Below are 26,897 nucleotides of genomic sequence, written 5' to 3'. Positions count from 1 at the left end.
GACCTCAAGGGCCGGGTCGCCGGGCACCGCCTCGACCTGGTCGTCACCAGCCGCGAGGCCTACCTCCGGCTGGCTGGCCGATCCGGAGCTGCGCGCCCGGCTCGGCGGGGCGGGCCGGGCGCGGGTGCTGGCCAACTTCACCTGGGCCCGGGCGGCCGCCGGAACGGCCGAGCTGTACCGTCAGGCGATCGCCGTCCGCGGAGCCCGCAGGTGACTGCGCCGTACCCGCAGGTGCACGTGACCGCGAATCCGCTTCTCTGAACCCGTACCTCCGACCTCGAAGGCAGGCCCTCGTGCTGACCGTCGACTTCACCCGCTTCCCGCTCGCCGCAGGCGACCGAGTGCTCGACCTGGGCTGCGGTGCCGGCCGGCATGCCTTCGAGTGCTACCGGCGCGGCGCACAGGTGGTGGCCCTCGACCAGAACGGCGAGGAGATCCGCGAGGTCGCCAAGTGGTTCGCCGCGATGAAGGAGGCCGGGGAGGCCCCCGAGGGCGCCACCGCCACCGCGATGGAGGGCGACGCCCTCAACCTGCCCTTCCCCGACGACTCCTTCGACGTCGTGATCATCTCCGAGGTCATGGAGCACATCCCGGACGACAAGGGCGTCCTCGCCGAGATGGTCCGGGTCCTCAAGCCGGGTGGCCGCATCGCCATCACCGTCCCGCGCTACGGCCCCGAGAAGATCTGCTGGACCCTCTCCGACGCCTACCACGAGGTCGAGGGCGGCCACATCCGCATCTACAAGGCCGACCAGCTCCTCGCCCGCATCCGCGAGGCCGGACTCAAGCCGTACGGCACCCACCACGCCCACGCCCTGCACTCGCCGTACTGGTGGCTCAAGTGCGCCTTCGGCGTCGACAACGACAAGGCGCTGCCCGTGCGGGCGTACCACAAGCTGCTGGTCTGGGACATCATGAAGAAGCCGCTCGCCACCCGGGTCGCCGAGCAGCTGCTCAACCCGGTCGTCGGCAAGAGCTTCGTCGCGTACGCCACCAAGCCGCACCTTCCGAAGGCGCAGGCGTGAGCACTCCCGAACAGACCGAGCACCTGGTCCTTCCCGGGGTCCTGACCGCCGCCGAGGCCGCCGAGACCGTCGCCGCACTCGCCGCCGTACAGCGCGAGGACGGGGCGCTGCCCTGGTTCCGGGGCCACCACCTCGACCCGTGGGACCACACCGAGGCAGCGATGGCGCTGGACGCGGCCGGCGAGCACGAGGCGGCGGAGCGCGCCTACGAGTGGCTGGCCCGCCACCAGAACCCGGACGGCTCCTGGTACGCCGCCTACCACGACGGGGATCCGCAGCGGCCGACCGACCGCAGCCGCGAGACCAACTTCTGTGCGTACGTGGCCGTCGGAGTCTGGCACCACTACCTGGCCACCGGGGACGACGCGTTCGTCGACCGGATGTGGCCCACGGTCTTCGCGGCGATCGAGTTCGTCCTCCAACTCCAGCAGCCCGGCGGGCAGATCGGGTGGAAGCGGGAGGCCGACGGGACGCCGGTGAACGACGCGCTGCTGACCGGGTCGTCCTCCGTCCACCAGGCGCTGCGCTGTGCGCTCGCCATCGCCGAGCGGCGCGAAGAGCCGCAGCCCGACTGGGAGTTGGCGACCGGGGCGCTCGCCCACGCGATCCGCAACCACCCCGAGCGCTTCCTCGACAAGAACCGCTACTCGATGGACTGGTACTACCCGGTGCTCGGCGGCGCCGTCAGCGGGGCCGAGGCCACCGCCCGCATCCAGCAGGGCTGGGACCGCTTCGTCGTTCCCGGCCTCGGGGTGCGCTGCGTGCTGCCCAACCCCTGGGTGACCGGCGGCGAGAGCTGCGAACTCGCCCTCGCCCTCTGGGTGACGGGGGAGTCGGACCGGGCCCTGGAGGTCCTCCAGTCGATCCAGCACCTGCGGGCCGAGGGCGGGCTGTACTGGACGGGGTACGTCTTCGAGGGCAACAAGGCCTTCTGGCCCGAGGAGCTCACCACCTGGACGGCGGGCTCCCTGCTGCTGGCGGTGGCCGCACTCGGGGGGGACGAGGCGACCACCGCGGTCTTCTCCGGCGAACGGCTGCCGGTCGGCCTGGAGCCGGACTGCTGCCGCTGAGCGTGGTCCCGGTGCGGCCGGCCCGTCGTCAGCGGCGGATCCGGCCCGCCACCGCGTGCCCGATGAACAGGTAGACCACGGCCGCGAGACCGTAACCGGCCACGACCCGCGCCCACGCCGCGTCGAACGTGAACAGGTCGTACGACCAGCCGGCCAGCCAGGTGGCGGCGTCGTGCACCCACTGCACGAAGTCGTTGCTCCGGTTGGCGTCCAGCAGGTACATCAGGATCCAGAGAATGATGATGAAGGCCAGGATGTCGGCCACGGCGGCGATGATCCGGGCGGCTGGACTGCTGCCTGTACGGGTTCTGGGAGACATGGAATCCTCGTTACCGCTTTACCCAGCGTGAAACCCGAATGGCGGTACCGGGTGGCGGGCCCTGCGGGGCCGGGGGAGCCCGGCCGGGAGTGCCGAGGTTCGTCACTCACCGTGAGGCGCACAGCCCGGGAGGCCGCCGTGACCCGTTCCGCACCGCTCCGCCGGCTGCTGATCACACGCGGTCGGATATCCAGATGATCAACTTCCGCGGCGCGGCTAGGGTCCCCGGCATGACACTTCTTTCTTACGACCGTTACTGCGGCGAGATCCTTGCTCAGACCGACGCCCTGCGTGCGACGCTCCAGGGCGCGGACCTGACCGAGAACGTCCCCTCCTGCCCCGACTGGAACCTGCGGCAGCTCGCCGTGCATGTCGGCGGCGCCCACCGCTGGGTCGGGGCGATCGTGCGAGGGCGGGCCACCGAGGACGTGCCGGAGGAGAAGGTGCCGGGCGCCGCGGGGCCCGGGAGCGACGACCCGGCCGCGCTGGACGCCTGGCTGGCCGAGGGGGCGGCCGCCACCGTCGCCGCGCTGCGGGAGGCGGGACCGGACGCCGAGGTGTGGACCTGGGCGTGGGAGCGGCGTCCGGCGTTCTGGGCGCGGCGCATGACGCACGAGACGGTGGTGCACCGGGCGGACGCGGCGCTCGCCGCGCGGGTCCCGTACACGGTCGACCCCGAGGTGGCCGCCGACACCATCGAGGAGTGGCTGCGGATCGTCTCCTTCGCCCAGGAGGGCGGTGACCCGGAGGCGGACGAACTGCGTGGCGGCGGGCGCTCGTTGCACCTGCACGCCACCGACGTACCCGGGGCGGAGTGGCTGATCGAGTTCGGCGAGGACCGCTTCACCTGGCGGCACGACCACGGGAAGGCGACGGTAGCCCTGCGCGGTCCGCTCACCGATCTGATGCTCGTCTTCAACCGCCGCCTGGAGCCGACGAGCGAGCGGGTCGAGGTGCTCGGCGACGCGGAGCTGCTGGACTTCTGGCTGGACCGGTCGTCGTTCGGGTGAGCGGCCAGCGGTCGCTCAAGCGCTGAGCTCCGCCATGACCCGCAGCGTGTGCGCGTCCGGGGCGGTGACCAGCAGGTCGGTCACGGGGCCCTTGCGCCACTCCGCGAGCTTCTCCGCGATCCGGGCGCGCGGGCCCACCAGGGAGACCTCGTCGGCGAAGGCGTCCGGGACCGCGTGTACCGCCTCCTCCCTGCGGCCCTGGAGGAACAGGTCCTGGATCCGCCGCGCCTCCTCCTCGAACCCCATCCGCGCCAGCAGATCCGCGTGGAAGTTGCGGGCCGCGTGCCCCATCCCGCCGATGTAGAAGCCGAGCATCGCCTTCACCGGCAGCAGCCCCTCCGCCACGTCGTCGCAGACGTGCGCGCGGGCCATCGGCGCGATCATGAAGCCCTCACGGAGTCCGGTGAGCGAGGCCGCGTACACGTGCGTGCGGTGCGGTGACCAGTAGAGGGGGAGCCAGCCGTCGGCGATCGCCACCGTCTGGGCGATGTTCTTCGGGCCCTCCGCGCCCAGCAGGACGGGGAGCGACGAGCGCAGCGGGTGCGTGATGGCTTTGAGCGGTCTGCCGAGGCCGGTGCCGTCCGGGCCGGTGTACGGGTGGGAGTGGAAGCGGCCCGCCATCTCCACCGGAGCCTGCCGGGCCAGCACCTGGCGGATCACCTCGACGTATTCGCGGGTCGCGGTCAGCGGGCTCTTCGGGAACGGCCGCCCGTACCACCCCTCCACCACCTGCGGCCCGGACAGACCGAGGCCGAGCAGCAGCCGGCCGCCCGAGAGGTGGTCCAGGGTCAGTGCGTGCATGGCCGTCGAGGTCGGTGTGCGGGCCGCCATCTGCGCGATGCCCGTCCCCAGCCGGATCCGCGAGGTGTGGGCGGCGATCCACGTCAGCGGCGTGAAGGCGTCCGAGCCCCACGCCTCCGCCGTCCACACCGAGTCGTAGCCGAGCCGCTCCGCCTCCTTCGCGAGGGCGAGATGGCCGGGGTCCGGGCCGCGGCCCCAGTATCCGAGTGCGAGTCCGAGCCGCATTCCGTTGCCTCCGGCCGTAAATGACGTTCCGTCAGGTGATGGCGGTGCGGGACGGACTGTACGACAGCGGCCCCCCGCCCGGAAGGGCAGGGGGCCGCTGGCGTTAGGCGTACGGGATCAGCCGCGCTGGATGCCCGTCGTGTCCTGGAGCACACCGCGACGGCCGTCCTGGGTCTGGGCGATGAGGCCCTGACCGCGCTGCTCGACCGCGAGGTACCAGGTGCCCGGCGCCAGCTCGGCGATAGGGTTCGGCGCGCCGTCCTCGCCGTACAGCGGGCGGGCCACCGGAACGGCGAACCAGAACGGGGTGAAGTCGCCCGCCGGAGCCGCGCCGCCCTGCGGGGCGGCCTGCTGGGCCTGGGCGGCCTGCGCCTGCGCCGGGTCGCCCTGACCCGGGTCGCCCTGACCCGGCTGACCCTGCTGGCCACCGGGCTGGGCGCCGGGGTAGCCGTACCCCTGGCTCGGCTGCGCGCCGTAAGGCTGCTGCTGGGCGCCCGGGTAGCCGTAGCCCTGGCCCGGCTGGCCACCGTACGGCGGCTGCACGGCCTGCGGCGGCTTCGGGGCGCCGACGATCGGCGCCTTGAGTGCGGGGACCAGCGGACCGGCGATCGCGCCCGCGGCGAGCACGATGGTCGCCAGCAGGCCGAGGATCAGGCCGGCGCCGGCGTCGCTGACGTCGATGGTCGTCCAGAAGGCGGTCCACAGTGCGAAGACGGTGAACGCGGCCCCGAACTGGCCGAGGTCGAACCCCACGACCTTGCGGCCGGGCGTCAGGCGGCCCACCACCACCAGTGCCGCGCCGATGATGCCGGCGAGGAAGACGCTCATCAGGAGCCCGAGCGAGTCCCAGGCGTTCGGGCTGCTGAAGCGGGAGCAGTCCACGCCTGTGGGGCAGTCGTAGCCGGAGAGGTCGAGGAAGGAGGCGATGAACAGCACGACCGCTGCTCCGATCACCACGCCGTCGCCTCGAGTGAGGGAGCGGATATTCACGTGAAGGTCCTTAGTCGGTCGTCTCGTCGGGGCGGTCGTCGCTGCCGCCTCTGCGGCGGGCACGGCATGAAGCTCGGGGGTGGCTCCCCATCGTACGGATGAATCTATCGTCTGACCGGGCGGGTTGCGCCCGTGCCCGCTTCTTGAACCGTTATCCCCCCAATATCCCCGCAGACCCACCCCTTGCCGGCTGGGCCGACCCACCCCCTCAGGTGGTCAGGGCCTACCCCTTCAGGTGGGCGGCGATGCCGTCCGCCATTCCCTGGGCCGCCTTCTGGCGCCAACTGGCGTCGGTGAGCAGGGCCGCGTCCTTCGGGTCACGCATGTTGCCGCATTCCACGAAGACTTTGGGCACGGTCGACAGATTCAGTCCGCCGAGATCGTCACGGGTGTCCAGTCCGGTACCCCCGCCGATGTAATTGGAAGGTGCGCTTCCGGTCGTGCGGACGAAATGGCCGGCGATACGGGCCCCGAGATCGGCCGAACTCTGCACGATCTTCGAGGTGTCCGCCCCGCCGCCCTTCACCGCGGCCGGCAGGATCACATGGAAGCCCCGGTTGCCCACCGCCGAGCCGTCCGCGTGCACCGAGACCACCGCGTCGGCCTTCGCCTCGTTGCCGATCCTGGCCCGTTCGTCGATGCAGGGCCCGAACGGCCGGTCGTCGTCGTGCGTCAGCAGGACCCTGGCCCCCTGCGCCTGGAGCAACTCCCGCAGCCGGTGCGACACATCGAGGGTGAACCGGGCCTCCGCGTAACCGGCGTCCGTGGACGTGCCGGTCGTATCGCACTCCTTGCGCCCGGTGCCGATGTCGACCTGCTCGTTGATCTCCCTGGTGTGCTCGCGGTTACGGGGGTTGTGGCCCGGGTCGATCACCACGGTCCGGCCGGTCAGGGGGCCCTGGGGCAGTGGCTCGGTGGGAGAGGCCTTCGTGGTGGGCGTCGCGTCGGGTTCCCCGGTGGCGGAAGGGGAAGCGGCCGCTCCCGTCCCGTCCGCCGTGTCCGGGGAGCCGCCGCATCCGGCGACGGTCGTCAGGCACAGCGCGGCCAGCGCGGCGGCCACGAGGAGCGGGCGGGTGCGGCGGGTGGGGGGAACACTGTCGTCGTACGGCACGCGGCGATGCTATCCGTACGGGGTTGACACGCCCGGGTACTCCTCAGGTCCCCGGGCACGCGCGGTTGCAGCACGCCCCCCGGGGCGCTCTCAGACCCCCGCGCCCGTGCGCCGCAGCACGCGCAGCGAGTCCGTCGCCGACACCTCGGTGAACGCCCCCGAGGCCAGCGCCCGCCGGTACACCCGGTACGGGGCCTGCCCGCCGTCGGCCGGGTCGGGGAACACGTCGTGGATCACCAGGAACCCGCCCTCGGCGACGTGCGGGGCCCAGCCCTCGTAGTCGCCGTTCGCGTGCTCGTCGGTGTGCCCGCCGTCGATGAAGACCAGGCCGAGCGGCCCGGCCCATACTGCGGCGACCTGCGGGGACCGGCCGACGAGCGCCACCACGTGCTCCTCCAGACCGGCCCGGTGCAGGGTGCGGCGGAACGCCGGCAGGGTGTCCATCAGCCCGACCTCGGGGTCCACCACACTCGGGTCGTGGTACTCCCAGCCCGGCTGCTGCTCCTCGCTGCCCCGGTGGTGGTCCACGGTGAGGGCGCCCACCCCGGCCGTCCGGGCCGCGTCGGCCAGCAGGATCGTGGAGCGCCCGCAGTACGTGCCCACCTCCAGCAGGGGCAGCCCCAGCGCCCCGGCCTCGGTGGCGGCCGCGTACAGGGCGAGCCCCTCGTGGACCGGCATGAAGCCCTTGGCGGCCTCGAACGCGGCGAGCACGTCCGGGGAGGGAGCGGCGGCGGTCACGGGTTCCTCCAGGTGGGGCGGGTCTGCTTACGACGGCGCTCCATCGTGCCGTACGGTCCGACCGGCCGTCGCGGCGGGGGCGGGGGCCGGAGTGGGGGCGGGCCCGGGCCCGGTGTCCGTGCTGCTCGCCAGCAGCACCGGGTGCGCCGACGGGCGCTGCGCGGGCAGGAACGCCGCCAGCACCAGGCCGATCAGCACCGCCCCCGTGGCGATCAGGAACGAGATCCGGAACCCCTCCATCGACGGCACCCGCACCGAGCCCATCGTCACCGAGGTGTTGGCCAGCACCATGCCGATGACCGCGCTCGACACCGACGTACCGATGGACCGCATCAGGGTGTTGAGCCCGTTGGCCGCGCCGGTATCCGACGGGTCGACGGCGCCGATGATCAGGGCGGGCAGCGAGGAGTAGGCGAGACCGATCCCGGCGCCGAGCACGACCGCGATCAGCACGGTCTGCCAGGCGGCGCTGAGCAGCCCGAGCCCGGCCCCGTAACCGATCGCGATGATCAGCATCCCGAGCATGAGCGTGGACTTGGGGCCCCGTCGGGCCGAGATCCGGGCGTAGAGCGGGGCGACGAACATCATCGTCACGCCCAGCGGGGCCACGCAGAGCCCGGCGACCACCATCGACTGCCCGAGGCCGTAACCGGTGGACGTGGGGAGCTGGAGCAGTTGCGGCAGGACCAGGGAGACCGCGTAGAAGGCGACGCCGACCATGATCGAGGCGAGGTTGGTGAGCAGTACCTCGCGGCGGGCGGAGGTCCGCAGGTCGACCAGGGGCGCCGGGGTCCGCAGTTCGAACAGGCCCCACAGCACCAGGACCGTGACGGACGCGGCGAGCAGGCCGAGGGTGGGGGCCGAGGCCCAGCCCCAGTCGCCGCCCTTGGTGACCGGCAGGAGAAGAAGGACCAGGCCGAGCGAGAGGCCGAAGGCGCCGATGAGGTCGAAGGTGCCGGGGGCGCGCAGCGGGGGTTCGGGGACGAGCGTGTACGTGAGCCCCATCGCGAGCACGCCGAGCCCGGCCGAGCCGAGGAAGAGCGCGTGCCAGTCGGCGTGCTGGGCGACCAGTGCGGCGGCGGGCAGCGCGAGCCCGCCGCCCACTCCGATCGACGAGCTCATCAGGGCCATCGCCGAGCCGAGTTTCTCGCGCGGCAGCTCGTCGCGCATGATCCCGATGCCGAGAGGGATGGCGCCCATGGCGAAGCCCTGGAGCGCGCGGCCCGTGACCATCACGACCAGGTCGTCGGTGGACGCGCAGATCAGCGAGCCGACCACCATGACGGCGAGTGAGGCGAGCAGCATCCGGCGCTTGCCGTGGAGATCGCCCAGCCGGCCCATGATCGGGGTCGAGACGGCACCCGCCAGCAGGGTCGCCGTCATCACCCACGTGGCGTTGGCCGGGTCGGTGTTCAGCAGGACCGGCAGGTCCTTGATGACCGGGACGAGCAGGGTCTGCATGACCGCGACGGTGATCCCCGCGAAGGCGAGGACGGGCACGACGGGGCCGGAGCGTGCCTTCGGCGGCTCGGGGAGGTCCCCTGTGTGCCGTATCTGTTTCGTCCGTCGCATCCGTGGGGCCTCCGGGCAGCCTTGACCACCCGGGCTCCCCCCAAGTGTGTGCATGGTGAACGCTTCCCGGGTCCGCCCCTATTCCGGCTCGGAGCCGCCGACTGTCTGACTTCCCGTCAGGTCTTCCGTAGGACTGTAACGTGTTCTACTCTTGCGCCGTTCCAGTGGCTGCGACCGGCGAGGATTCGCATGGGCATCGGCACAGGTATCGGTACCGGCACAGGGATCACCGAGGAGCACCGCGCGCTGGCGCACTCCGTACGGGGGTGGCTCGCGCGGGCCGCACCGCCCGGCGAGGTGCGCAAGCTCCTCGACGCCGGAGGCCCGGCAGCCCCCGGGGTGCGCCCCGCGTACTGGGAGGCGCTCGCCGGGCAGGGGCTGACCGGGATCCATCTGCCCGAGGAGTACGGGGGCGGGGGCGGCGGTCTCCTGGACCTCGCCGTGGTCCTGGAGGAGGCGGCTTACGGGTCGCTGCCGGGGCCGTACCTCGCGACCGCGCTGGTGGGGGCGGTGCTCGGCCGGGTGACCGGGACCGGGGACCTGCTCCGGGGCCTCGCCGCCGGGGAGCGTACCGCCGCCCTCGCCCTCACCCCCGGCACCCTCGCCGCCACCCCGGCCGAGGGCGGCCACCGCCTCGACGGGGCCGCCCCGCCCGTCCTCTCCGCCGAGGCGGCCGACCTGCTGCTCCTGCCCGCCGGCACGCCCACCGGTGAGCGCTGGTTCCTCGTGGACGCCGGGGCCGAGGGGCTCGCCGTGCGCCCGCACCGCAGCGTCGACCCGACCCGGCCGACAGCGGAGGTGCGGGCCGACGCCGTCCTCGTACCGGCCCATCGGGCCCTGCCCCTCGACTCCGCGCTCGTCCGCGACCTGGCCACCGTCCTTCTCGCCGCCGACGCCTGCGGGACCGCCGCCCGGAGCCTGGACACGGCCGTCGAGCACGCTCGCGTACGCGAGCAGTTCGGGCGGCCCATCGGGGCGTTCCAGGCCGTCAAGCACCTCTGCGCCGACATGCTCGTCCGCCTCGAACAGGCCCGGGCCCTGACCTGGGACGCGGCCCGCGCCGCCGACGAGGCCGCCGATGTCCCAGGGACCCGCGCCGCCGACGAGGCGGCCCGGTCCGCCGACGAGGCAGCCCGCGCCGCTGAAGAACACCCCGGGGTGCGGGGGCTCACCGCCGCCCTCGCCGCCGCCACCGCGCCGGAGGCCGCGTACAGCTGCGCCAAGGACGCCATCCAGATCCTCGGCGGCATCGGCTTCACCTGGGAGCATGACGCCCACCTCCAGCTGCGCCGAGCCGTCCTCGCCCGCCAGCTCCTGGGCCCCGCCCACACCCACCGGCTGCGCGCCGTCCGCCTCGCCGAGGCCGGGGTCCGCCGCGAACTCACCCTGGAACTCCCCGCCGAGGCCGCCCGCCACCGAGCCGACGCCCGCCCCCACCTCGCCGCCGCCCGGGGCCTGCCGCCCCGCCAGGCCCGCCGCGCCCTCGCCGCCACCGGCTACGCCGCCCCGCACCTGCCCGCCCCGTACGGGCTGGACGCAGGTCCCGTACAACAGCTGGCCATCCAGCAGGAGTCGAGGCACCAGGGCATCCGGCTCAGCGACCTCTCCATCGCCACCTGGGTCGTGCCCTCGCTCATCGCGTACGGCACCGAGGCGCAGCGCGCGCGCTATCTGCCGGCCACCCTGCGCGGCGACCTCCAGTGGTGCCAGCTCTTCTCCGAGCCCGACGCCGGATCAGACCTCGCCGCCCTGCGCACCCGTGCCGTACGGACCGACGAGGGGTGGCGGATCACCGGCCGGAAGGTCTGGACGAGCGCCGCCCGCACCGCCGACCACGGCATCCTGCTCGCCCGCACGGACCCGGACGCGCCCAAGCACCGGGGGCTCACCTACTTCCTGGTCGACATGAAGAACGCCGAAGGCATCGACGTCCGCCCGCTGAAGGAGATCACCGGTGAGGCCCTCTTCAACGAGGTCTGCTTCGACGACGTGCTCCTCCCCGCCGACGCCGTCGTCGGCGAGGCCGGCGGCGGCTGGCGCGTCGCCCGCAACACGCTCGGCAACGAACGCGTCCACATGGCCGACCAGATGACCTTCGACAGCGGTCTCGAGGTTCTGATCGCGCGCTCCGCCGGGCTCGACGACACCACCCGGGCGCGTATCGGCGCGCTCGCCGCCGAGGCGCACGCCCTCGCCTGCATCGGGCTGCGCACCACCCTCCAACAGGTCTCCGGCCTCGAACCGGGCGCCGGAGCCTCGGTGCGCAAGCTCGTCCAGACCGTCCACCAGCAGAAGGTCGCCGAGCTGACCCTCGAACTCCTCGGTCCGGCAGGTGCGGTGGACGAACCGGACGCGGCGGCGCGGGCCCTGCACGGCTTCCTGATGTCCCGCTGCCTGACCATCGCGGGCGGCACCACCCAGATCCAGCTGAACGTCGTCGCCGAGCGGATTCTCGGCCTCCCCCGGGACTGAGCACGTGGACACGAGAGGACTCGGAACATGAAGGCCTACATCGTCGGCGTCGGCATGACGAAGTTCGAGAAGCCCGAGACCCGCGAGTGGAGTTACGGGGACATGGTCCGCGAGGCGGGCACCGCCGCGCTGGAGGACGCGGGGGTCCGGTACGACCAGGTCGAGCAGGTCCCCGTCGGCTACTGCTTCCAGCCCTCCACCGCCGGACAGCGGGCCGTCTACGAGCTGGGGCTCACCGGCATCCCCGTCTACAACGTCAACAACAACTGCGCCACCGGCTCCACGGCCCTGATGCTGGCCCGGCAGTTCGTCGAGGGCGGCGGCAGCGACTGCGTCCTGGCTGCCGGCTTCGAGAAGATGGCCCGAGGCTCACTGGGCGGTGGCACGGAAGGCGGCTCCGGCGGCGGGGACTTCGCCTCCTCGCCCGTCGCCCGGCACTACGGGATCATGGCGGCCGCCCACGGCTTCGCGACGTCCCCGCCCACCGCGCAGATCTTCGGCAACGCGGCCCGCGAGCACATGCAGCGGTACGGGACCACGCCCGCGCAGCTCGCGGCGGTCGGGGCCAAGAACCACCGGCACTCGGTGAACAACCCGTACGCCCAGTTCCAGGACCCGTACACGGTGGCGGAGATCCTCGCCGCCCGCACCGTCCACGACCCCCTCACCAAGCTCCAGTGCTCGCCCACCTCCGACGGCGCGGCGGCGGCCGTGGTCGTCTCCGAGCGGTTCGTCGAGCGGCACGGCCTGGGGGAGCGGGCCGTGGAGATCGCCGCCCAGGCCATGACCACCGACACCGAGGCCTCCTTCGCCTCCGGCACCTGCGTCGACGCGGTCGGCGCCCCGATGTCCCGGGCCGCCGCCCGGCAGGTCTACGCGGCCTCCGGCCTCGGCCCCGGGGATCTCGACGTGATCGAGCTGCACGACTGCTTCTCCATCAACGAGCTCCTCACCTACGAGGCGCTCGGCCTGTGCGGCGAGGGGGAGTCCGGCAGGCTCGTGGAGTCGGGGGCGACCACGTACGGCGGGCGGTGGGTGGTGAACCCGTCGGGCGGGCTGATCTCCAAGGGGCACCCGCTGGGGGCGACCGGGATCGCCCAGGTCGCCGAGCTGACCTGGCAGCTGCGCGGCGAGGCGGGCCCGCGCCAGGTCCCGGGCGCCCGCACCGCCCTCGCCCACAACATCGGGCTGGGCGGGGCGGCGGTGGTGACGCTGCTGCGGAGGTGAGAGGGGGCGGAGGGCGGACCGGGCCGGGGCCGGGGCTTGGGACCTAGGACGCCCCGGGCCCAGGATCTCCGACCGATACCCGATGTACGGGGCATCGAGTACCTGCGACCATGACCGGCATGGCAGACGTCCCCGCACCCGCGCCCACCCGTACCTCCCGCTCCCGCATACCCGCCGGCGCGTGGGCCGTCGTCCTCGCCGCCTGTACGGGACAGTTCCTCGTCGTCCTCGACGTGTCCGTGGTCAACGTGGCGCTGCCCTCCATGCGGGCCGATCTGGGGCTGAGCCACGGCGCGCTCCAGTGGGTCGTCAACGCCTACTCGATCGCGTTCGCCGGCTTCATGCTGCTGGGCGGGCGGGCCGCCGACATCTACGGGCGTAAGCGGATGTTCCTCGTCGGGCTGGGCGTCTTCACCGCCGCCTCCCTCGCGGGCGGCCTCGCCCAGGAGGGCTGGCAGCTCCTCGCGGCCCGGGCCGCGCAAGGCCTCGGGGCCGCCGTCCTGGCCCCCGCCACGCTGACCATCCTCACCGCCGCCGTGCCCGAGGGCCCCGCCCGGACCAAGGCGATAGCGACCTGGATGGCGGTCGGCGCGGGCGGCGGCGCGGCCGGCGGGCTCATCGGCGGGGTGCTCACGGATGTCTTCTCCTGGCGCTGGGTCCTCCTCATCAACGTCCCCGTCGGCGCCCTCGTCCTGGTCGCCGCCGCCCTGTGGATCACCGAGGGCCGGGCGGGCGACCGCCGCCGCATCGACCTGCTGGGCGCCGTCCTCGTCACCGCGGGCCTCGCCACCGTCGCGTACGGCGTCGTCCAGACCGAGGCCGCGGGCTGGTCGGCCGCCGTCACCCTCGTACCGCTGCTGGCGGGCGTGGTGCTGCTGGCCGCGTTCGTCCTGGTCGAGGCGCTGACGGCGGTTCCGCTGATCCCGCTGCGCGTCTTCGGCGTACGGGCGGTCTCGTCGGCCAACGTATCGATGTTCCTCATGGGGTCGGCGACCTTCTCCATGTGGTATTTCATGACCGTCTACGCCCAGAACGTGCTGGGTTACACGCCGTTGCAGGCCGGGCTCGCCCTGATGCCGACCTCGGCCGCCGTCATCATCGGCTCCAAGGCCGCGCCCCGCCTCATGGCGCGTACGGGGGCCAAGAGCCTCGCCGTCGCCGGGGTGCTGATCACCGCCGCGGGCTTCGGCTGGCAGTCCACCATGGGCGTCGACGGCTCCTACCTCACGGCGATCTGCCTGCCCGGCGTCCTGATGATGGCCGGTGCCGGACTCGCCTCCACCCCGCTGGCCACCCTCGCCACCTCCGGCGCGGCGGCCGGGGACGCCGGACTCGTCTCCGGCCTGGTCAACACCTCCCGCACCATGGGCGGTGCCATCGGGCTCGCGGTGCTGTCCACGGTCGCCGCCGCCCGTACGGCGGGCTCGGTCGACGCGGCCGAGGTCACCGCCGGGTACGCGACGGCGTTCCGTACGGCGTGCGGGGTGCTGCTGGTCGGGGTCGTGGTGATGCTGGCGTGGCTGCCGAACCACCGGACGCCCCGCGTACGGGAGGAGCAGGCGGCGAAGGGGAAGGCCCAGGAGCGGGTCTGAGCAACTCGCATCCGCAGCACGGCATCTGACGTGGCGTCAGCAGTCTTCCCAACTCCCGGGGGCTGCGTTATACATGGGCCATCGGCTAGAACGCGTTCTAGAACGGCGCGCTCTGCCGGTCCCCGCACGGCCTCGGTGCGGTCGGCGGTGCGGACAGCCGCACCGAGGTCTCCACCGTCGGTCTCCCCGTCAAGGAGCGGCTTCGCCATGCCCATCGATGCCCCAGCGGCCCTCGCCGCCGACCCCCGCCGAGCCGAGATCGCCTGGAACCACAAGGACGTCCAGCTCTATCACCTGGGCCTCGGCGCGGGGATTCCCGCCACCGACCCCGACGAGCTGCGCTACACGCTGGAGTCCCGGCTCCAGGTGCTGCCGAGCTTCGCCACCGTCGCCGGCGCGGGAACGGCCGCGTTCGGCGGGATGGGCGCGCCCGGCATCGACGTGGACCTCGCCGCTGTCCTCCACGGCGGCCAGTCGGTACGGGTCCACCGGCCGATCCCCGTGACCGGCCGCGCCGAGCAGACCTCGAAGGTCGCGGCGGTGTACGACAAGGGCAAGGCCGCCGTCATCGTGCTGCGCACCGAGGCGAGCGACGACGACGGTCCGCTCTGGACCAACGACGCCCAGATCTTCGTACGGGGAGAGGGCGGCTTCGGCGGCGAGCGCGGGCCGGCCGACCGCCTCACCCCGCCGGACCGCGACCCCGACCGCACGGTCGAGCGCCCGATCCGCGAGGACCAGGCGCTGCTCTACCGGCTCTCCGGGGACTGGAACCCGCTCCACGCGGACCCGGCCTTCGCCAAGCTGGCCGGCTTCGACCGGCCGATCCTGCACGGGCTGTGCACGTACGGCATGACCCTGAAGGCAGTCACCGACAGCCTGCTGGACGGCGACGTCTCCCGCGTCACCGCCTACCGCACCCGCTTCGCCGGAGTGGTCTTCCCCGGCGAGACCCTCCGCATCCGGATGTGGGAGGCCGGGGGCGGCCGCGTCCAGGTGACGGTCACTGCCGCCGAGCGGGACGACGCACCGGTCCTCGTCGACACGCTCGTCGACCACTCCTGACATCTCTGACACCTTCGAGGGAGCCGTACCCATGCGCGCAGCCGTACTGCACGAGACAGGCCAGGAGAAGCTGGAGGTCCTCGACGACGTCGAGGCGGTGGGGTTCGGCCCCGGAAAGGTCAAGCTCCGCATCCGGGCCACCGGGCTCTGCCACTCCGACGTCTCCGCGATGAGCGGCGTCCTCCCGCAGCCCGCCCCCTTCATCCCCGGCCACGAGGGCGCGGGCGAGGTGATCGACGTCGGTGACGGGGTGAGCGGCCTGAGCGCCGGCGACCGGGTCCTCGTCTGCTGGCTGCCCGCCTGCGGGGCCTGTCCGTCCTGCAAGCGCGGCCAGACCCAGCTCTGCCTCGCCGGCTTCATGAACGCGGGCACCCCCAACTTCAAGCGCCCCGGCGGCGACGTCTTCGGCTTCGCGGGCACCGGCACCTTCACCGAGGAGGTGGTCGTCGGCGCGGGCTGCGCGGTGCCGATCCCCGGCGACGTACCGTTCGAGATCGCCGCCCTGATCGGCTGCGGGGTCACCACCGGCCTCGGCGCGGCCATCAACACGGCGAAAGTGGAGGCGGGTTCGTCGGTCGCGGTGATCGGCTGCGGTGGCGTCGGCATCTCCACGATCCAGGGCGCCCGCGTCCAGGGCGCCGCCCAGATCGTCGCCGTCGACCCGGTCGCCTCCCGCCGCGAGGCCGCCCTCCGCTTCGGCGCCACCGAGGCCGTCGCCCCCGACGAACTGGCCGACGCCCGGCAGCGCATCACCGGCGGCGAGGGATTCGACTACGTCTTCGAGGTCGTCGGAAAGTCCGCCACCGCCCGCACCGCCTACGAGCACACCCGCCGCGGCGGCACCCTCTGCGTCGTCGGCGCCGGGGCGATGGACGACCACTTCCAGGTCAACATGTTCGAGCTGTTCTTCGACGAGAAGCGCATCCTCCCTTCCATGTACGGCGGCGGGGACGTGCTGCGCTCCTACGAGCGGGCCATCGCGCTCTGGCGGGCGGGTCGGATCGACCTGGAGTCGATGATCACCCACCGGGTCCGGCTGGAGGAGGTGAACGACGCGCTGGACCAGATGCGGACCGGGGAGTCGCTGCGTACCTGCATCGAACTCTGAACCCGGCCCCTGACCGACGACGTTGAGGAATGCCATGTCACTTCCCCTCCCGCTGGACGGGCTGTCCGCGATCGTCACCGGCGCCGGCCGGGGCCTCGGCCGCGCCGAGGCCCTCGAACTGGCCCGACTCGGCGCCGCCGTCGTCGTCAACGACTACGGGCAGCCCGGCCGCGACGGCACGGGCGAGGCGTCCGCCGCCCCCGCCGAGGAGGTCGCCGCCGAGATCCGCGCGGCGGGCGGCCGGGCGAGGGCCCACCTCGGAGACGTGTCCGACCACGACCAGGCCCGGGAGCTCGTCGAGTTGGCGGTCTCCACGTACGGAAAGCTCGACATCCTGGTCAACAACGCGGGCATCCTGCGCGACCGGATGATCTTCTCGATGAGTGAGGACGAGTGGGACGCGGTGATCCGCGTCCACCTCAAGGGCCACTTCAACACCACCCGCTTCGCCGCCGCCCACTGGCGCTCCCGCTCCAAGGAGTCCGGCGGTCCGGTCTACGGGCGGATCGTCAACACCTCGTCGGAGGCCTACCTCGCGGGCTCCGCCGGGCAGCCCAACTACGCGGCGGCCAAGGGCGGCATCGTCGGCCTCACCACCTCCACCGCGCTCGCCCTCGCCAAGTACGGCGTCACCGCCAACGCCATCTGCCCGCGCGCCCGGACCCGGATGACCGAGGAGGTGTTCGCGGGCTTCCCGGAACCGGCCGACGGCACGCTCGACGCGCTGGCCCCCGAGCATGTCTCCCCGCTGGTCGGCTATCTCGCCTCACCCGCCGCGGCCGGGGTCAACGGGCAGCTGCTCGTCGTCCACGGGGGCATGGTGGCGATCGTCGAACGGCCCAGGGTGGCGGCCAGGTTCGACGCGGCGAAGGAGACGTTCACCTTCGCCGAGCTGGACGGGCTGATCACCCCGTACTACGCGGAGCGGCCGCGGAACGAGACCTTCGCGGCCGCCGAAGTGCTGGGTCTCAAGCGGGAGTAGGGGAAAAGAGAAGGTGGGCCCGGGCACGGCTTTCGCCGAACCCGGGCCCACCTCGGACTGCTGCTGCGCTACGGCTCAGGCCACCCTGGATTCCTCCTGGGCGGGCCTGCGGTGGCGCCCGTGCGGCTGCACCGACGTGTTCTCCATCGACGCACCCCCTCGGTGCTTTCCGGAACCGCCGGTCCCGGCCCCCTCCGCGTCGCCCCCCGGCGTACGCGGCGTGGTCGTGTCGGTTCGGGCTTCGGACATGTGGGAAGTCACCCCGTTGTGATCGCTTACCTGTGTCGCACGTACGTATTCGTGTTCCGTATTCGTGTTCGCAAGCCCCGCCGCCGCCCTCCGGCGCGGTCACCGTCGGCGCCCGCCCGGTACGGCTGCGTAGCCCAGGCACCGAGTTTAGTCAGGTGATGCCGCCCGGTGCAGAGGCGCCTGCCCCAACGGAACCGGCTTACACACGACAGGAGGGGTGACGGCGGCGGACGGTTCCGTTCCGCTCGCGTGGCCGTCCCTCCCGGCGGCTCGCGGGAGCGGTTCGTCGTCGCCCGGGGCTTCGATCCGGGCCACGGCGCAGGGCGTCGCCGCGTTCGCGTACGGCAGGTGCAGCACCCCGTCCCGGCTCCAGTACCCGGCCCCTGCCGACCAGCCCTCCGGCGCCGCGAGCTGGTGCAGTCGCCGCCCCTGCGGACGCCACACCCCCACCCAGCTTCCCGCCGCCCCGTCGATGCGCAGGGCGACGGCACAGCTCTCCGGCATCAGCATCTGCCCCGGCTGCACCGCGAACGGGCTCACCGCCACGTCCGCCGGCCGCAGGCACTCCGGGAAGCGCACGGGCAGACAGCTGCCGAGGACACCCCAGCCGAGCCGGTCGTGGCCCGGCGCGTCCGAGCGGAGCAGCAGCAGCCCGCTGTCCGCGTCGGCCAGCAGCAGCCGGTCGTCGCTCGAAGGGGTGATCTGGAGCAGCGGGGTCACCTCACCGTTCCGCTCCAGGTCCACGGCGACCGCCTTCACCGGCCCGCCGCCCGGCAGCTGCCGGTCCAGGGCCAGCATCCGGCCCGCCCGGTCCAGCCAGACCCCGCCCGAGCAGTGCCCGGGGACCTCCGCGACCAGCTCCGGCCCGAAGGCGCCGCCGGCCACCAGCCACAGCAGCGAGGAGTGGTCGCCCGGCGAGAGGGCGTAGACGCTGGAGCCGTCCGGCGAGGGCGGCAGCAGCGTCATCCCGTCGCACTCGACCGCGCCGAGGGCCAGTTCGCCGGTGGCGGGCCCGGTCGGGTAGAGCAGCGAGAACGTCTGGCGGTCCGCCACCCGGCGCCGGATCAGCACCCGCCCGTCGGCGAGCGGCACCACCTGAGCGTCCGGCTCCTCGGGCTGGTGGAGGGGCAGCGGTACGGCGTAGGGCTCGGGCCCGTCCAGCGTCCAGCGCTCCGGGTACCAGGCCCGCTGCTCGCCCGGGGGGCCGGGCGCCGCCGTCAGCCGGGCCCCGTACGCACCGTCCGCGGTCAGCGTGAAGGTCCCGGGGGCGCGGGGCGTCCCGGCCCAGGGCGCGGCAGCCCTCTCCGGCTGGGCAGCCTCCTCCGCCCCGACGGGTTCCTCCGGCTCGCCGGACTCTTCAGGACCGGGATCCGCCGTCGTGGCGGCCCCGGCGGTTCCGCCCTCGATGGCACAGGCAGTCATGGACTCGTCACCTCCGGCTACGAAAACTAGTTTTCGCACTTCCAGCCGAACAACACGAGCCACCTCACTTCACACATAAGGGTGGTGATGCCCGGATTCTCCTGAGGGAGAGGGGGTGAGTGTGCTGGCAAGGTCGGCCACGCCTAGGGTTAGGCGACCCTCATCAACGGGCGTGCCCCGCGCACGTACGCACAGCAGCAGGAGCAAGCGATGTCCCTCCGGCCCCGCGGTACCGCCGCAGTCGCCCTGGCGGTTGCCGCCGCCCTCTCCCTCTCGGCCTGCGGGGGCGGAGACGGCGGGGACGCGGCGAAGGCGGACGCCGGCGGTGACAAGAAGGCGGCCGTCGCCACGGGCGGCAAGGACTTCGCGGACGCGGCGAAGAAGACGGCGGCGTACGGCACCGAGGCGGAGCCGGGTGAGTTCCCCCGTACCGTCACCCACGCCATGGGGAAGAGCGAGATCGAGGCAGCCCCGAAGCGCGTGGTCGTCCTCGACGTTGGCGAATTCGACAATGTTGTTTCGCTCGGCCTGGAGCCCGTCGGCTACGCGCCCAGCGAGGGCGACGCGGCCATCCCGTCGTACCTGAAGAAGGGCGCGGGGAACCCGAAGAGCGTCGGCACGATCAACAGCCTCAACCTCGAAGCGATCGCGGGCCTGAAGCCCGACCTGATCCTCGGCAGCCAGCTGCGCGCGGCCGACAAGTACGACGAGCTCTCCAAGATCGCCCCGACCGTGTTCTCCATCCGCCCGGGCTTCACCTGGAAGGAGAACTACCTCCTCAACGCCGCCGCCCTGGACCGCACCGAGCGGGCCCGTTCGGCGCTGGCCGCGTACCAGGCGAAGGCGGAGAAGCTCGGCGAGGACATCGGCGCCGACAAGCCGACCGTCTCCATGGTCCGCTACATGCCCGACCGCCTCCGGCTCTACGCCAAGGCGTCGTTCATCGGCACGATCCTCGAGGACGTCGGCCTGCCCCGCCCGGAGAACCAGCAGATCGACGACCTCGCCACCGAGATCAGCCCGGAGCGGATCGACGAGGCGGACGCCGACTGGATCTTCACCGGCGTCTACGGCGACGCGAAGGCGACCCAGCGCGACACCGCCCAGGCGAACCCGCTGTGGAAGAAGCTCGACGCGGTCAAGGAGGGCCGGGCCAAGGACGTCTCCGACGAGACCTGGTACCTGGGCCTCGGCGTCACGTCCGCCGGTCTGGTCCTCGACGACCTCCGCGCGGACCTGGTGAGGTAGCCGCCTCCGCGCCGGCCTTCCGCAGCAGGCCGCTCGGGGTCCGGCGGCCTGCTGAAGTAACGATTCGTGTCCGGCCGCCCGTCCTGGCGTACAGGTCCGGCGGCCAGGGGCGGCGGACCGCGCCGGACAGGTAGCCTTTCCCCCGTGCCCCGTCTGTCTGAAGTCATCGCCGTCCTCGACGCCCTCTGGCCCCCCGAGCGGGCCGAGGGATGGGACGCGGTCGGCACGGTCTGCGGCGACCCGGACGCCGAGGTCGACCGGGTGCTGTTCGCCGTCGACCCCGTCCACGCGATCGCCGACGAGGCCCTGAAGCTCGGCGCCCAGCTGGTCGTCACCCACCACCCGCTCTATCTGCGCGGGACGACGACGGTCGCCGCCGACACCTTCAAGGGCAAGGTCGTCCACACCCTCATCAAGCACGGCATCGCGCTCCACGTCGCGCACACCAACGCCGACACCGCCGACCCCGGCGTCTCCGACGCCCTCGCCGGCGCCCTGGACCTGCGCGTCACCGGCCCCCTCGTACCGGACCCCACCGACCCGCACGGGCGGCGCGGGCTCGGCCGTATCTGCGCACTGGACCACCCCGAGACCCTGGCCGCGTTCGCGGCCCGGGCCGCCGCCCGGCTCCCCGCCACCGCGCAGGGCATCCGCCTCGCCGGCGACCCGGAGGCGTGTCTGCGCACCGTCGCCGTCAGCGGCGGCTCCGGCGACAGCCTCTTCGAGGCGGTGCGCGCCGCGGGCGTCGACGCCTTCCTCACCGCCGACCTCCGCCACCACCCGGCGTCCGAGGCCGTGCAGCACTCGCCGCTCGGCCTGGTCGACGCCGCGCACTGGGCCACCGAGTGGCCCTGGTGCGAGCAGGCCGCCGCGCAGCTCGACGCGCTTTCCGACCGCCACGGATGGGACCTGCGGGTCCATGTCTCGACGCAGGTCACCGACCCCTGGACCACCCACCATTCCTCTGGAGCCCCCAACTGAACGCCGCGCCCGCCGACCAGATCCGACTCCTCGACGTCCAGGCCCTCGACGTACGTCTCGCCCAGCTCTCCCACAAGCGCACCTCGCTGCCGGAGCACGCCGAGATCGAGCAGCTCAGCAGCGACCTCGCCCAGCTGCGTGACCTGCTGGTCGCCTCCACCACCGAGGAGAGCGACACCACCCGCGAGCAGACCAAGGCCGAGCAGGACGTCGACCAGGTGCGCCAGCGCGCCGTGCGCGACCAGCAGCGCCTGGACTCCGGCGCGGTCTCCTCGCCCAAGGACCTGGAGAGCCTCCAGCGAGAGCTCACCTCGCTCGCCAAGCGCCAGGGAGACCTGGAGGACGTCGTCCTGGAGATCATGGAGCGCCGCGAGGCCGCCCAGGAGCGGGTCACCGAACTGACCCAGCGGGTCGCCGCCGTCCAGGCCAAGGTCGACGACGCCATCGCCCGCCGCGACGCCGCCACCGCCGAACTGGACGCCGAGGCCGCCACGGTGACCAAGGACCGCCAGGTCGTCGCCGAGGTCATCCCCGCCGACCTGATGAAGCTGTACGACAAGCTCCGCGCCCAGCAGGGCGGGGTCGGCGCCGCCCGGCTCTACCAGCGCCGCTGCGAGGGCTGCCGTCTGGAGCTGAACATCACCGAGGTCAACGACGTGAAGGCCGCGTCCCCCGACACGGTGCTGCGCTGCGAGAACTGCCACCGCATCCTGGTCCGCACCGCGGAGTCGGGCCTGTAATGAGTGCCGTTCGCCGGCTGGTGGTCGAGGCCGACGGCGGCTCCCGGGGCAACCCGGGGCCCGCCGGTTACGGCGCGGTCGTCCTGGACGCGGCCACCGGCGAGACCCTCGCCGAGGCCGCCGAGTACATCGGCGTCGCGACCAACAACGTCGCCGAGTACCGGGGCCTGATCGCCGGCCTGACGGCAGCGAAGGCGCTGTTCCCGGACGCGGGCGACTCCCTGCGGGTCCACGTCCGGATGGACTCCAAGCTGGTGGTCGAGCAGATGTCGGGGCGCTGGAAGATCAAGCACCCCGACATGAAGCCGCTGGCGGCCCGTGCCGCCGCTCTCCTGCCGCCGTCCTCCGTCACGTACGAGTGGATTCCGCGCGCGCGGAACAAGCACGCGGACCGGCTCGCCAACGAGGCGATGGACGCGGGCCGCGACGGCCGGCAGTGGGAGGCGTCCGCCTCGACGGCCGAGCTGGACGCGCCCGCCCGCACCCCGCTGCCCGACCGGGGGCCGCCCGGCGACGCGACGGCGGGCGCGGCGAAGGCCCGGGCCGCGCTGGCGGCCGCGCGGGGTGCGGCAGACGCCGGAACGCTGTTCCAGGTCGAGGCTCCGGAAGAACCCGAGCCCACGGACGTCACCGCCGCCCCCGTCTCCGCCCCGCAGGTCGGCTGGGCCGCCGCCCCTGACCTGGGCGCACCCGCGACCTTCGTGCTGCTCCGGCACGGCGAGACGCTGCTCACGCCCGAGAAGCGGTTCTCCGGCAGCGGCGGCACCGACCCCGAACTCTCGGCCATCGGCCGCGACCAGGCCGCCCGGGCGGCCGCCCACTTCGCCGCCCTGGGCACGGTCCAGGAGATCGTCAGCTCGCCGCTGCGCCGCTGCCGCGAGACCGCCGCGGCCGTCGCCGACCGCCTCGGCCTGGACGTCCGCATCGAGGACGGCCTGCGCGAGAGCGACTTCGGCGCGTGGGAGGGGCTGACCTTCGGTGAGGTGCGCGAGCGGTACGGGGACGACCTGGCCGCCTGGCTCGCCTCCCCGGAGGCCGCGCCGACGGGCGGCGGCGAGAGCTTCACGGAGGTCGCCGAGCGGGTCGCGGCCGCCCGGGACCGCCTGACCGCCCGGTACGCGGGCCGCACGGTCCTGGTCGTCACCCACGTGACCCCGATCAAGACGCTGGTCCGGCTGGCGCTGGAGGCCCCGGCGCGGTCGATGTTCCGGATGGAGCTGTCGGCGGCCTCGATCTCGACCGTCGCGTACTACGGGGACGGCAACGCCTCCGTACGCCTGCTCAACGACACCTCGCACCTGCGCCGGCGGGAACGAGGACCCGCATGAACCGGCCGACCGGCCTGCTCGGGTTCGCCGCCGGGCTGCTGGTCCCGGTGGCGACCGCCCCGGCCGGGGTGTCGGGGGCGGTGTTCCTGCCGCCCGCCTCGTGCGGTCAGGTTCCGAGCGTCGCGGCCTCCGCCGCCAGCCGGGCCACCCGGTCCCAGTCCTTCGCCGCGATCGCGTCGCCCGGGACCATCCAACTGCCGCCCACGCACGCAACGTTCGGCAGAGCGAGGTACGAGGGTGCGGAGGCGAGCGAGATGCCTCCGGTCGGGCAGAAGCGGGCCTGGGGGATCGGTGCGGAGAGCGCCTTCAGATAGGCAAGACCGCCTGCGGCCTCGGCCGGGAAGAACTTCATGTCGCTCACCCCGCGCTCCAGCAGGGCCACCACCTCGGAAGTGGTCGAGACGCCGGGCAGGAACGGGACCCCGGACTCCTTCATCGCCTCCAGCAGCGCGTCCGTCCACCCCGGGCTGACCAGGAACCTGGCACCCGCGTCGACGGTGTCCCGCACGTGCTGCGGCGAGATGACCGTCCCGGCCCCGACCACCGCACCCGGCACCTGGGCTGCGATGGCCCGGATGGACTCCGGCGCGGCGGTCGTCCGCAGGGTCACCTCGATCGCCGGCAGCCCGCCCGCCACCAGAGCCCGGGCCAGCGGCACGGCGTCGGCCACGTCGTGCAGGACGACGACGGGGATGACGGGGGCGAGATCCAGTACGGAGGTGCCGGAGGGGGCTGCGGGCGGCGGCGAGGAGGAGGTCATGGCCCCCATCCTGCCGCGCCGCCTGCGATACCTGCAACGCCCGTTGCGGAGGTTGCAACGCACTCAGTGGATCTCCGTCACCACCACATCGAGCGACCACGGCCGCCCGGCCCGCGCGGGGGCCTGGGCCTCCACCATGTACCCGAGATCCCGCAACGCATCCACCAACTGCTCCGGGTCCTTCGGCCGCGCCTCCGCCGTCAGCAGGTCGCGCACCATCCGCCCCTTGGTCGCCTTGTTGAAGTGGCTGACGACGGACCGCTTCTCCACCCCGTCGACCATCTGCGACTGGAGCACCCGCACGCTCGCCGTACGCGCGGCCACCTCGCCCCTCGGCTTCCACGCCGCGGCGTATGCCGAGGACCGCAGATCCAGGACCAGCCCGTCCCCGGCGGCCTCGGGCATGACGGCCGCCATGGGCGTACGCCAGTACGCGCCGAGCGCCCCGAGGGCCGGGAGCTTCACGCCCATCGAGCAGCGGTACGGCGGAAGGCGGTCGCCGATCCGGACCGCGCCCCACAGCCCGGAGAAGATCAGCAGCGACTTCGCCGCGCGCCGCCGGGCGTCCGTGTCCAGGGAGGCCAGGTCGAGGGCGTCGTACAGCACGCCTGTGTAGAGCTCCCCGGCCGGCCGGGTCCCGGCGGTCCGCAGCTCGGCGTTCTTCCCGACCTCGCCCCGGAGTCCCACGCTGAGCCCGAGCACCTCGCGGGCCTTCTCCCCGTCCGCCCGGCAGAGCTCGACCAGCTCCTCCAGGACCGTCGCCCGTGCCCCGGCGAGCCCCGGCAGCGACAGCGACTCCGGCTTCAGGGAAGCTCCGCGCCCCGAGGCGGCCTTTCCTTCGGAGGGCGGCAACAGCACGAGCACGGCAGTTCTCCTTCGTACGCACGACGAGCGGTCCCGGCGGGCGTGCGGGCACTCCGGGGTCCTCGGCAAGGGTACGGGGGCGGGGTGGGGCTTTTTGGACGGTGCCGGGTTCTGCCGGCTGTACCGGGCTCCGTGTACGGTGCCGGGTTCGCGCCCCCCGGTAGGGGCACGGCCCCCGGGTCCGCCACGGCCACCCACGGCCCCGGATGCCGCCCGCCCCCTCCCGGCCTACGCTCGGTCCATGCCCCGCCGCCATCTGCGTATGACCGGGTCGGCCGACTGCTCGCTCGGGGCCGAGAGGCCGAGCGCCGCTGCTACGCCCGCGGCGGCATCCTCATCGACCGCGACGCGGGCTCGGTGACGCTCTTCAGCGACCCGGAGGACGCCGACTACCGCCAGCACCTCACGATCCCGTAGGGCAAGCCGCTCCCGCTCCCCGAGCCCTTCGCCTTCGCCTTCGACCTGGAGACCGGGGACTTCGACTGAGCCGCCGATACGGCCCGGTAGGATGGCGGATACGGCAGACGAGCCGTGCGGACGGCCGCGTGAGGATCCTTCGGGACTCCTCCCGAGGAACGTCCGGGCTCCACAGGGCAGGGTGGTGGCTAACGGCCACCCGGGGTGACCCGCGGGACAGTGCCACAGAAAACAGACCGCCCGGGACTTCGGTCCCGGGTAAGGGTGAAACGGTGGTGTAAGAGACCACCAGCGCCTGAGGTGACTCAGGCGGCTAGGTAAACCCCACCCGGAGCAAGGTCAAGAGGGGGCGTTCCCGGCAAGGGGACGGCCCTGCGTGAACGTTCGAGGGCTGCTCGCCCGAGTTCACGGGTAGACCGCACGAGACCGGCAGCAATGCCGGTCCTAGATGGATGGCCGTCTCCCCGGCCGCCGCGAGGCGACCGGGAGACAGAACCCGGCGTACAGCACGACTCGTCTGCCGGTGAGCGGCAAGGGCCTCCGACCAGGTGTTTCACTTGGCCGGGGGCCCTTTCTCCTCCGTCGGCGGGTCCGTCGGCCAGCGGTCCGTCAGCTCTTCCGCGTACACCTGCGAGAGCGGCTGCGGGCCCACGTACTGCTGGCAGTTGCACTGCCCGGCCTCGTAGCGCAGCGGCTTCTTGTTCTCGTCCCACGCCGTCGGCACCTCGACCTGCTCATGGCACCGGCCCCGCCGGTCGTGCTTGGCCAGGTGGTGGGTGCACCCGCAGACCGGCTCCGGCGACTTGTGCGCGGCCTCCAGAGCGAGGCGTTCCTGCTTCGCCGCCTCCAGCAGTTCCAGTTTTCGTTCGTGCCGGTTGCGCAGTGCGGTGCGGGCGGTGTCGGCTGCCCAGGCGAAGCCCCCGGTCCAGAAAAGGATCAGAACCCACCAGATCCAGTGCATCGCGATCTTCCTCCCCCTGTGCCCCTGGGCTCTCGGCGCACGGTATTTGACCTGCCCCGGCCCCTTGGCCTGCTCTGCTGCCCGCGGCCATTGTTCCCCACCCGTACGGGCGAGGACAGAGCGGCCACGGGACCGGGAGTGATGCGAGTGAGGGAAAGCGTGTACGACGTACCGATACGCCCGGCCACGCCCCAGGACGCGGAGGCCGTCACCAGTGTCTTCCTGGCGTCCCGCGCCGCCGCCAGGCCCTATCTGCCCCGGGTCCACAGCGACGAGGACAGTCTCGCGTGGATCACCCGCGTCGTGCTGCCCACCAGCACCACGGTCCGGGTCGCCGAGCAGGAGGAGGCGAGCTGTCCGGGTTCGCCGCGCTCGCGGGGGGCGACGAGCTGGACCATCTCTACCTGCGGCCCGACGTGCTGCGGCGCGGGATCAGAAGCCGGTTGCCGGCCGAGGCGCGGGAGGCCGCGGGCGGGCCGCTGCAGCTGTACGTGTTCCAGCGCAACGCGCCCGCCCGCGCCTTCTGCGAGCGGCAAGGCTTCGTCGCCGGCGCGTTCGACGACGGGAGCCGCGACGAGGAGGGTGAGCCGGACGTCCTCTACTGCTGGAGGCCGGCATAG

Annotated in this window: 24 protein-coding genes, 1 other RNA gene and 4 pseudogenes; 18 read left to right on the top strand and 11 right to left on the bottom strand. The window is 73.1% G+C overall.

Annotated elements, in window-relative coordinates:
* From ABZ154_RS09005 to ABZ154_RS08995, 3 genes and pseudogenes are all read left to right on the top strand, one after another.
* Positions 1–214: pseudogene (locus ABZ154_RS09005) on the top strand (glycosyltransferase family 1 protein); the annotation flags it as partial.
* A gap of 79 nt (positions 215–293) precedes the next feature.
* Entirely contained in the window at positions 294–1,025 is a 732-nt protein-coding gene (locus ABZ154_RS09000) for a class I SAM-dependent methyltransferase (protein WP_073873973.1), read from the top strand.
* On the top strand, positions 1,022–2,095 hold the full coding sequence (locus tag ABZ154_RS08995; protein WP_356830467.1) for a prenyltransferase: 1,074 nt from the start codon (positions 1,022–1,024) through the stop codon (positions 2,093–2,095). Before ABZ154_RS09000 ends, ABZ154_RS08995 begins: the two co-directional genes overlap by 4 nt.
* 28 nt (positions 2,096–2,123) lie before the next feature.
* Here ABZ154_RS08995 and ABZ154_RS08990 read toward each other — a convergent pair whose 3' ends face one another.
* The gene (locus ABZ154_RS08990; RefSeq protein WP_356830465.1) at positions 2,124–2,414 is read right to left on the bottom strand and encodes a hypothetical protein; all 291 of its coding nucleotides are present in this window, start codon (positions 2,412–2,414) and stop codon (positions 2,124–2,126) included.
* A gap of 230 nt (positions 2,415–2,644) precedes the next feature.
* On the opposite strand from ABZ154_RS08990, the gene ABZ154_RS08985 reads away from it, so the two are divergent.
* Positions 2,645–3,424, top strand: coding sequence for a maleylpyruvate isomerase family mycothiol-dependent enzyme (locus ABZ154_RS08985; protein WP_356830463.1), 780 nt, complete (start codon positions 2,645–2,647; stop codon positions 3,422–3,424).
* Positions 3,425–3,439: 15 nt separating this feature from the next.
* On the opposite strand, the gene ABZ154_RS08980 is transcribed toward ABZ154_RS08985, so the two are convergent.
* The 5 genes from ABZ154_RS08980 to ABZ154_RS08960 all read right to left on the bottom strand — a co-directional run bounded on the left by ABZ154_RS08980 (position 3,440) and on the right by ABZ154_RS08960 (position 8,861).
* Positions 3,440–4,450 (bottom strand): LLM class F420-dependent oxidoreductase, encoded by a 1,011-nt coding sequence (locus tag ABZ154_RS08980; RefSeq protein WP_356830461.1) that lies wholly within the window; start codon positions 4,448–4,450, stop codon positions 3,440–3,442.
* Positions 4,451–4,567: 117 nt separating this feature from the next.
* Entirely contained in the window at positions 4,568–5,440 is an 873-nt protein-coding gene (locus tag ABZ154_RS08975; protein WP_356830460.1) for a DUF5336 domain-containing protein, read from the bottom strand.
* A gap of 223 nt (positions 5,441–5,663) precedes the next feature.
* The gene (locus tag ABZ154_RS08970) at positions 5,664–6,551 is read right to left on the bottom strand and encodes an N-acetylmuramoyl-L-alanine amidase (RefSeq protein WP_356830458.1); all 888 of its coding nucleotides are present in this window, start codon (positions 6,549–6,551) and stop codon (positions 5,664–5,666) included.
* Positions 6,552–6,641: 90 nt separating this feature from the next.
* Entirely contained in the window at positions 6,642–7,289 is a 648-nt protein-coding gene (locus tag ABZ154_RS08965; RefSeq protein WP_356830456.1) for a class I SAM-dependent methyltransferase, read from the bottom strand.
* A 27-nt stretch (positions 7,290–7,316) separates the two neighbouring features.
* Positions 7,317–8,861: an MFS transporter gene (locus tag ABZ154_RS08960; protein ID WP_356830454.1), complete on the bottom strand. Its 1,545-nt coding sequence runs from the start codon at positions 8,859–8,861 to the stop codon at positions 7,317–7,319.
* Between the two features lie 189 nt (positions 8,862–9,050).
* Here ABZ154_RS08960 and ABZ154_RS08955 point away from each other — a divergent pair, with 189 nt between their 5' ends.
* The 6 genes from ABZ154_RS08955 (at position 9,051) to ABZ154_RS08930 (ending at position 17,307) form a co-directional block, all read left to right on the top strand.
* Positions 9,051–11,333 (top strand): acyl-CoA dehydrogenase, encoded by a 2,283-nt coding sequence (locus tag ABZ154_RS08955; RefSeq protein WP_356830452.1) that lies wholly within the window; start codon positions 9,051–9,053, stop codon positions 11,331–11,333.
* Between the two features lie 27 nt (positions 11,334–11,360).
* Positions 11,361–12,560, top strand: a complete 1,200-nt coding sequence (locus ABZ154_RS08950) for a lipid-transfer protein (protein ID WP_356830450.1) — start codon at positions 11,361–11,363, stop codon at positions 12,558–12,560.
* A gap of 110 nt (positions 12,561–12,670) precedes the next feature.
* A complete protein-coding gene (locus ABZ154_RS08945; protein WP_356830448.1) occupies positions 12,671–14,152 on the top strand; it encodes an MFS transporter in 1,482 nt (493 codons plus the stop codon).
* Positions 14,153–14,359: 207 nt separating this feature from the next.
* The gene (locus ABZ154_RS08940; protein WP_356830446.1) at positions 14,360–15,217 is read left to right on the top strand and encodes a MaoC/PaaZ C-terminal domain-containing protein; all 858 of its coding nucleotides are present in this window, start codon (positions 14,360–14,362) and stop codon (positions 15,215–15,217) included.
* Positions 15,218–15,248: 31 nt separating this feature from the next.
* Positions 15,249–16,325 carry a Zn-dependent alcohol dehydrogenase gene (locus ABZ154_RS08935; RefSeq protein WP_356830444.1) on the top strand — a complete coding sequence of 359 codons (1,077 nt, stop codon included), beginning with the start codon at positions 15,249–15,251 and terminating at the stop codon, positions 16,323–16,325.
* 34 nt (positions 16,326–16,359) lie between these two features.
* A complete protein-coding gene (locus tag ABZ154_RS08930; protein WP_356830443.1) occupies positions 16,360–17,307 on the top strand; it encodes a 3-oxoacyl-ACP reductase in 948 nt (315 codons plus the stop codon).
* 75 nt (positions 17,308–17,382) lie between these two features.
* Here the strand turns inward: ABZ154_RS08930 and ABZ154_RS08925 are convergent, their stop codons facing one another.
* Positions 17,383–17,556: a hypothetical protein gene (locus ABZ154_RS08925; RefSeq protein WP_356830441.1), complete on the bottom strand. Its 174-nt coding sequence runs from the start codon at positions 17,554–17,556 to the stop codon at positions 17,383–17,385.
* Between the two features lie 147 nt (positions 17,557–17,703).
* Entirely contained in the window at positions 17,704–18,978 is a 1,275-nt protein-coding gene (locus ABZ154_RS08920; RefSeq protein WP_356830439.1) for a hypothetical protein, read from the bottom strand.
* A gap of 210 nt (positions 18,979–19,188) precedes the next feature.
* On the opposite strand from ABZ154_RS08920, the gene ABZ154_RS08915 reads away from it, so the two are divergent.
* The 5 genes and pseudogenes from ABZ154_RS08915 to ABZ154_RS08895 form a co-directional block, all read left to right on the top strand.
* The gene (locus ABZ154_RS08915) at positions 19,189–20,226 is read left to right on the top strand and encodes an iron-siderophore ABC transporter substrate-binding protein (protein WP_356830437.1); all 1,038 of its coding nucleotides are present in this window, start codon (positions 19,189–19,191) and stop codon (positions 20,224–20,226) included.
* Between the two features lie 144 nt (positions 20,227–20,370).
* Complete coding sequence (locus ABZ154_RS08910; RefSeq protein WP_356830435.1) at positions 20,371–21,207, top strand: Nif3-like dinuclear metal center hexameric protein; 837 nt, start codon at positions 20,371–20,373, stop codon at positions 21,205–21,207.
* Positions 21,204–21,947, top strand: coding sequence for a C4-type zinc ribbon domain-containing protein (locus ABZ154_RS08905; RefSeq protein ID WP_356830480.1), 744 nt, complete (start codon positions 21,204–21,206; stop codon positions 21,945–21,947). Before ABZ154_RS08910 ends, ABZ154_RS08905 begins: the two co-directional genes overlap by 4 nt.
* Complete coding sequence (locus ABZ154_RS08900; protein ID WP_356830433.1) at positions 21,947–23,275, top strand: bifunctional RNase H/acid phosphatase; 1,329 nt, start codon at positions 21,947–21,949, stop codon at positions 23,273–23,275. Before ABZ154_RS08905 ends, ABZ154_RS08900 begins: the two co-directional genes overlap by 1 nt.
* Positions 23,272–23,370: pseudogene (locus tag ABZ154_RS08895) on the top strand (sulfite exporter TauE/SafE family protein); the annotation flags it as partial. The gene ABZ154_RS08900 and the pseudogene ABZ154_RS08895, both read left to right, overlap by 4 nt.
* An 11-nt stretch (positions 23,371–23,381) precedes the next feature.
* On the opposite strand, the gene ABZ154_RS08890 reads toward ABZ154_RS08895, so the two are convergent.
* Both ABZ154_RS08890 and yaaA read right to left on the bottom strand, forming a co-directional pair.
* The gene (locus ABZ154_RS08890) at positions 23,382–24,035 is read right to left on the bottom strand and encodes a bifunctional 4-hydroxy-2-oxoglutarate aldolase/2-dehydro-3-deoxy-phosphogluconate aldolase (protein ID WP_356830431.1); all 654 of its coding nucleotides are present in this window, start codon (positions 24,033–24,035) and stop codon (positions 23,382–23,384) included.
* Between the two features lie 63 nt (positions 24,036–24,098).
* Positions 24,099–24,899: a peroxide stress protein YaaA gene (gene yaaA / locus ABZ154_RS08885; protein ID WP_356830429.1), complete on the bottom strand. Its 801-nt coding sequence runs from the start codon at positions 24,897–24,899 to the stop codon at positions 24,099–24,101.
* A 294-nt stretch (positions 24,900–25,193) separates the two neighbouring features.
* Here yaaA and ABZ154_RS08880 point away from each other — a divergent pair.
* A pseudogene (locus ABZ154_RS08880) lies at positions 25,194–25,385 on the top strand (Uma2 family endonuclease); the annotation flags it as partial.
* Positions 25,386–25,424: 39 nt separating this feature from the next.
* Positions 25,425–25,836, top strand: an RNA gene (gene rnpB, locus ABZ154_RS08875) — RNase P RNA component class A.
* 33 nt (positions 25,837–25,869) lie between these two features.
* On the opposite strand, the gene ABZ154_RS08870 is transcribed toward rnpB, so the two are convergent.
* On the bottom strand, positions 25,870–26,277 hold the full coding sequence (locus ABZ154_RS08870) for a hypothetical protein (RefSeq protein WP_356830427.1): 408 nt from the start codon (positions 26,275–26,277) through the stop codon (positions 25,870–25,872).
* Positions 26,278–26,418: 141 nt separating this feature from the next.
* Here ABZ154_RS08870 and ABZ154_RS08865 point away from each other — a divergent pair.
* A pseudogene (locus ABZ154_RS08865) lies at positions 26,419–26,897 on the top strand (GNAT family N-acetyltransferase).

It is taken from the genome of Streptomyces sp. NPDC006261 (assembly GCF_040613515.1).
Lineage (GTDB): Bacteria > Actinomycetota > Actinomycetes > Streptomycetales > Streptomycetaceae > Streptomyces.
The sequence above is the reverse complement of the archived record's forward strand: the minus strand, read 5'-3'. Positions and strand labels throughout refer to the sequence as shown.

Coding starts and splice junctions, on each gene's coding strand:
- ABZ154_RS08990 (WP_356830465.1), bottom strand. CDS start 2,414: ATGTCTCCCAGAACCCGTACAGGCAGCAGTCCAGCCGCCCGGATCATC.
- ABZ154_RS08985 (WP_356830463.1), top strand. CDS start 2,645: ATGACACTTCTTTCTTACGACCGTTACTGCGGCGAGATCCTTGCTCAG.
- ABZ154_RS08980 (WP_356830461.1), bottom strand. CDS start 4,450: ATGCGGCTCGGACTCGCACTCGGATACTGGGGCCGCGGCCCGGACCCC.
- ABZ154_RS08960 (WP_356830454.1), bottom strand. CDS start 8,861: ATGCGACGGACGAAACAGATACGGCACACAGGGGACCTCCCCGAGCCG.
- ABZ154_RS08955 (WP_356830452.1), top strand. CDS start 9,051: ATGGGCATCGGCACAGGTATCGGTACCGGCACAGGGATCACCGAGGAG.
- ABZ154_RS08950 (WP_356830450.1), top strand. CDS start 11,361: ATGAAGGCCTACATCGTCGGCGTCGGCATGACGAAGTTCGAGAAGCCC.
- ABZ154_RS08945 (WP_356830448.1), top strand. CDS start 12,671: ATGACCGGCATGGCAGACGTCCCCGCACCCGCGCCCACCCGTACCTCC.
- ABZ154_RS08940 (WP_356830446.1), top strand. CDS start 14,360: ATGCCCATCGATGCCCCAGCGGCCCTCGCCGCCGACCCCCGCCGAGCC.
- ABZ154_RS08935 (WP_356830444.1), top strand. CDS start 15,249: ATGCGCGCAGCCGTACTGCACGAGACAGGCCAGGAGAAGCTGGAGGTC.
- ABZ154_RS08930 (WP_356830443.1), top strand. CDS start 16,360: ATGTCACTTCCCCTCCCGCTGGACGGGCTGTCCGCGATCGTCACCGGC.
- ABZ154_RS08925 (WP_356830441.1), bottom strand. CDS start 17,556: ATGTCCGAAGCCCGAACCGACACGACCACGCCGCGTACGCCGGGGGGC.
- ABZ154_RS08920 (WP_356830439.1), bottom strand. CDS start 18,978: ATGACTGCCTGTGCCATCGAGGGCGGAACCGCCGGGGCCGCCACGACG.
- ABZ154_RS08915 (WP_356830437.1), top strand. CDS start 19,189: ATGTCCCTCCGGCCCCGCGGTACCGCCGCAGTCGCCCTGGCGGTTGCC.
- ABZ154_RS08900 (WP_356830433.1), top strand. CDS start 21,947: ATGAGTGCCGTTCGCCGGCTGGTGGTCGAGGCCGACGGCGGCTCCCGG.
- ABZ154_RS08890 (WP_356830431.1), bottom strand. CDS start 24,035: ATGACCTCCTCCTCGCCGCCGCCCGCAGCCCCCTCCGGCACCTCCGTA.
- ABZ154_RS08870 (WP_356830427.1), bottom strand. CDS start 26,277: ATGCACTGGATCTGGTGGGTTCTGATCCTTTTCTGGACCGGGGGCTTC.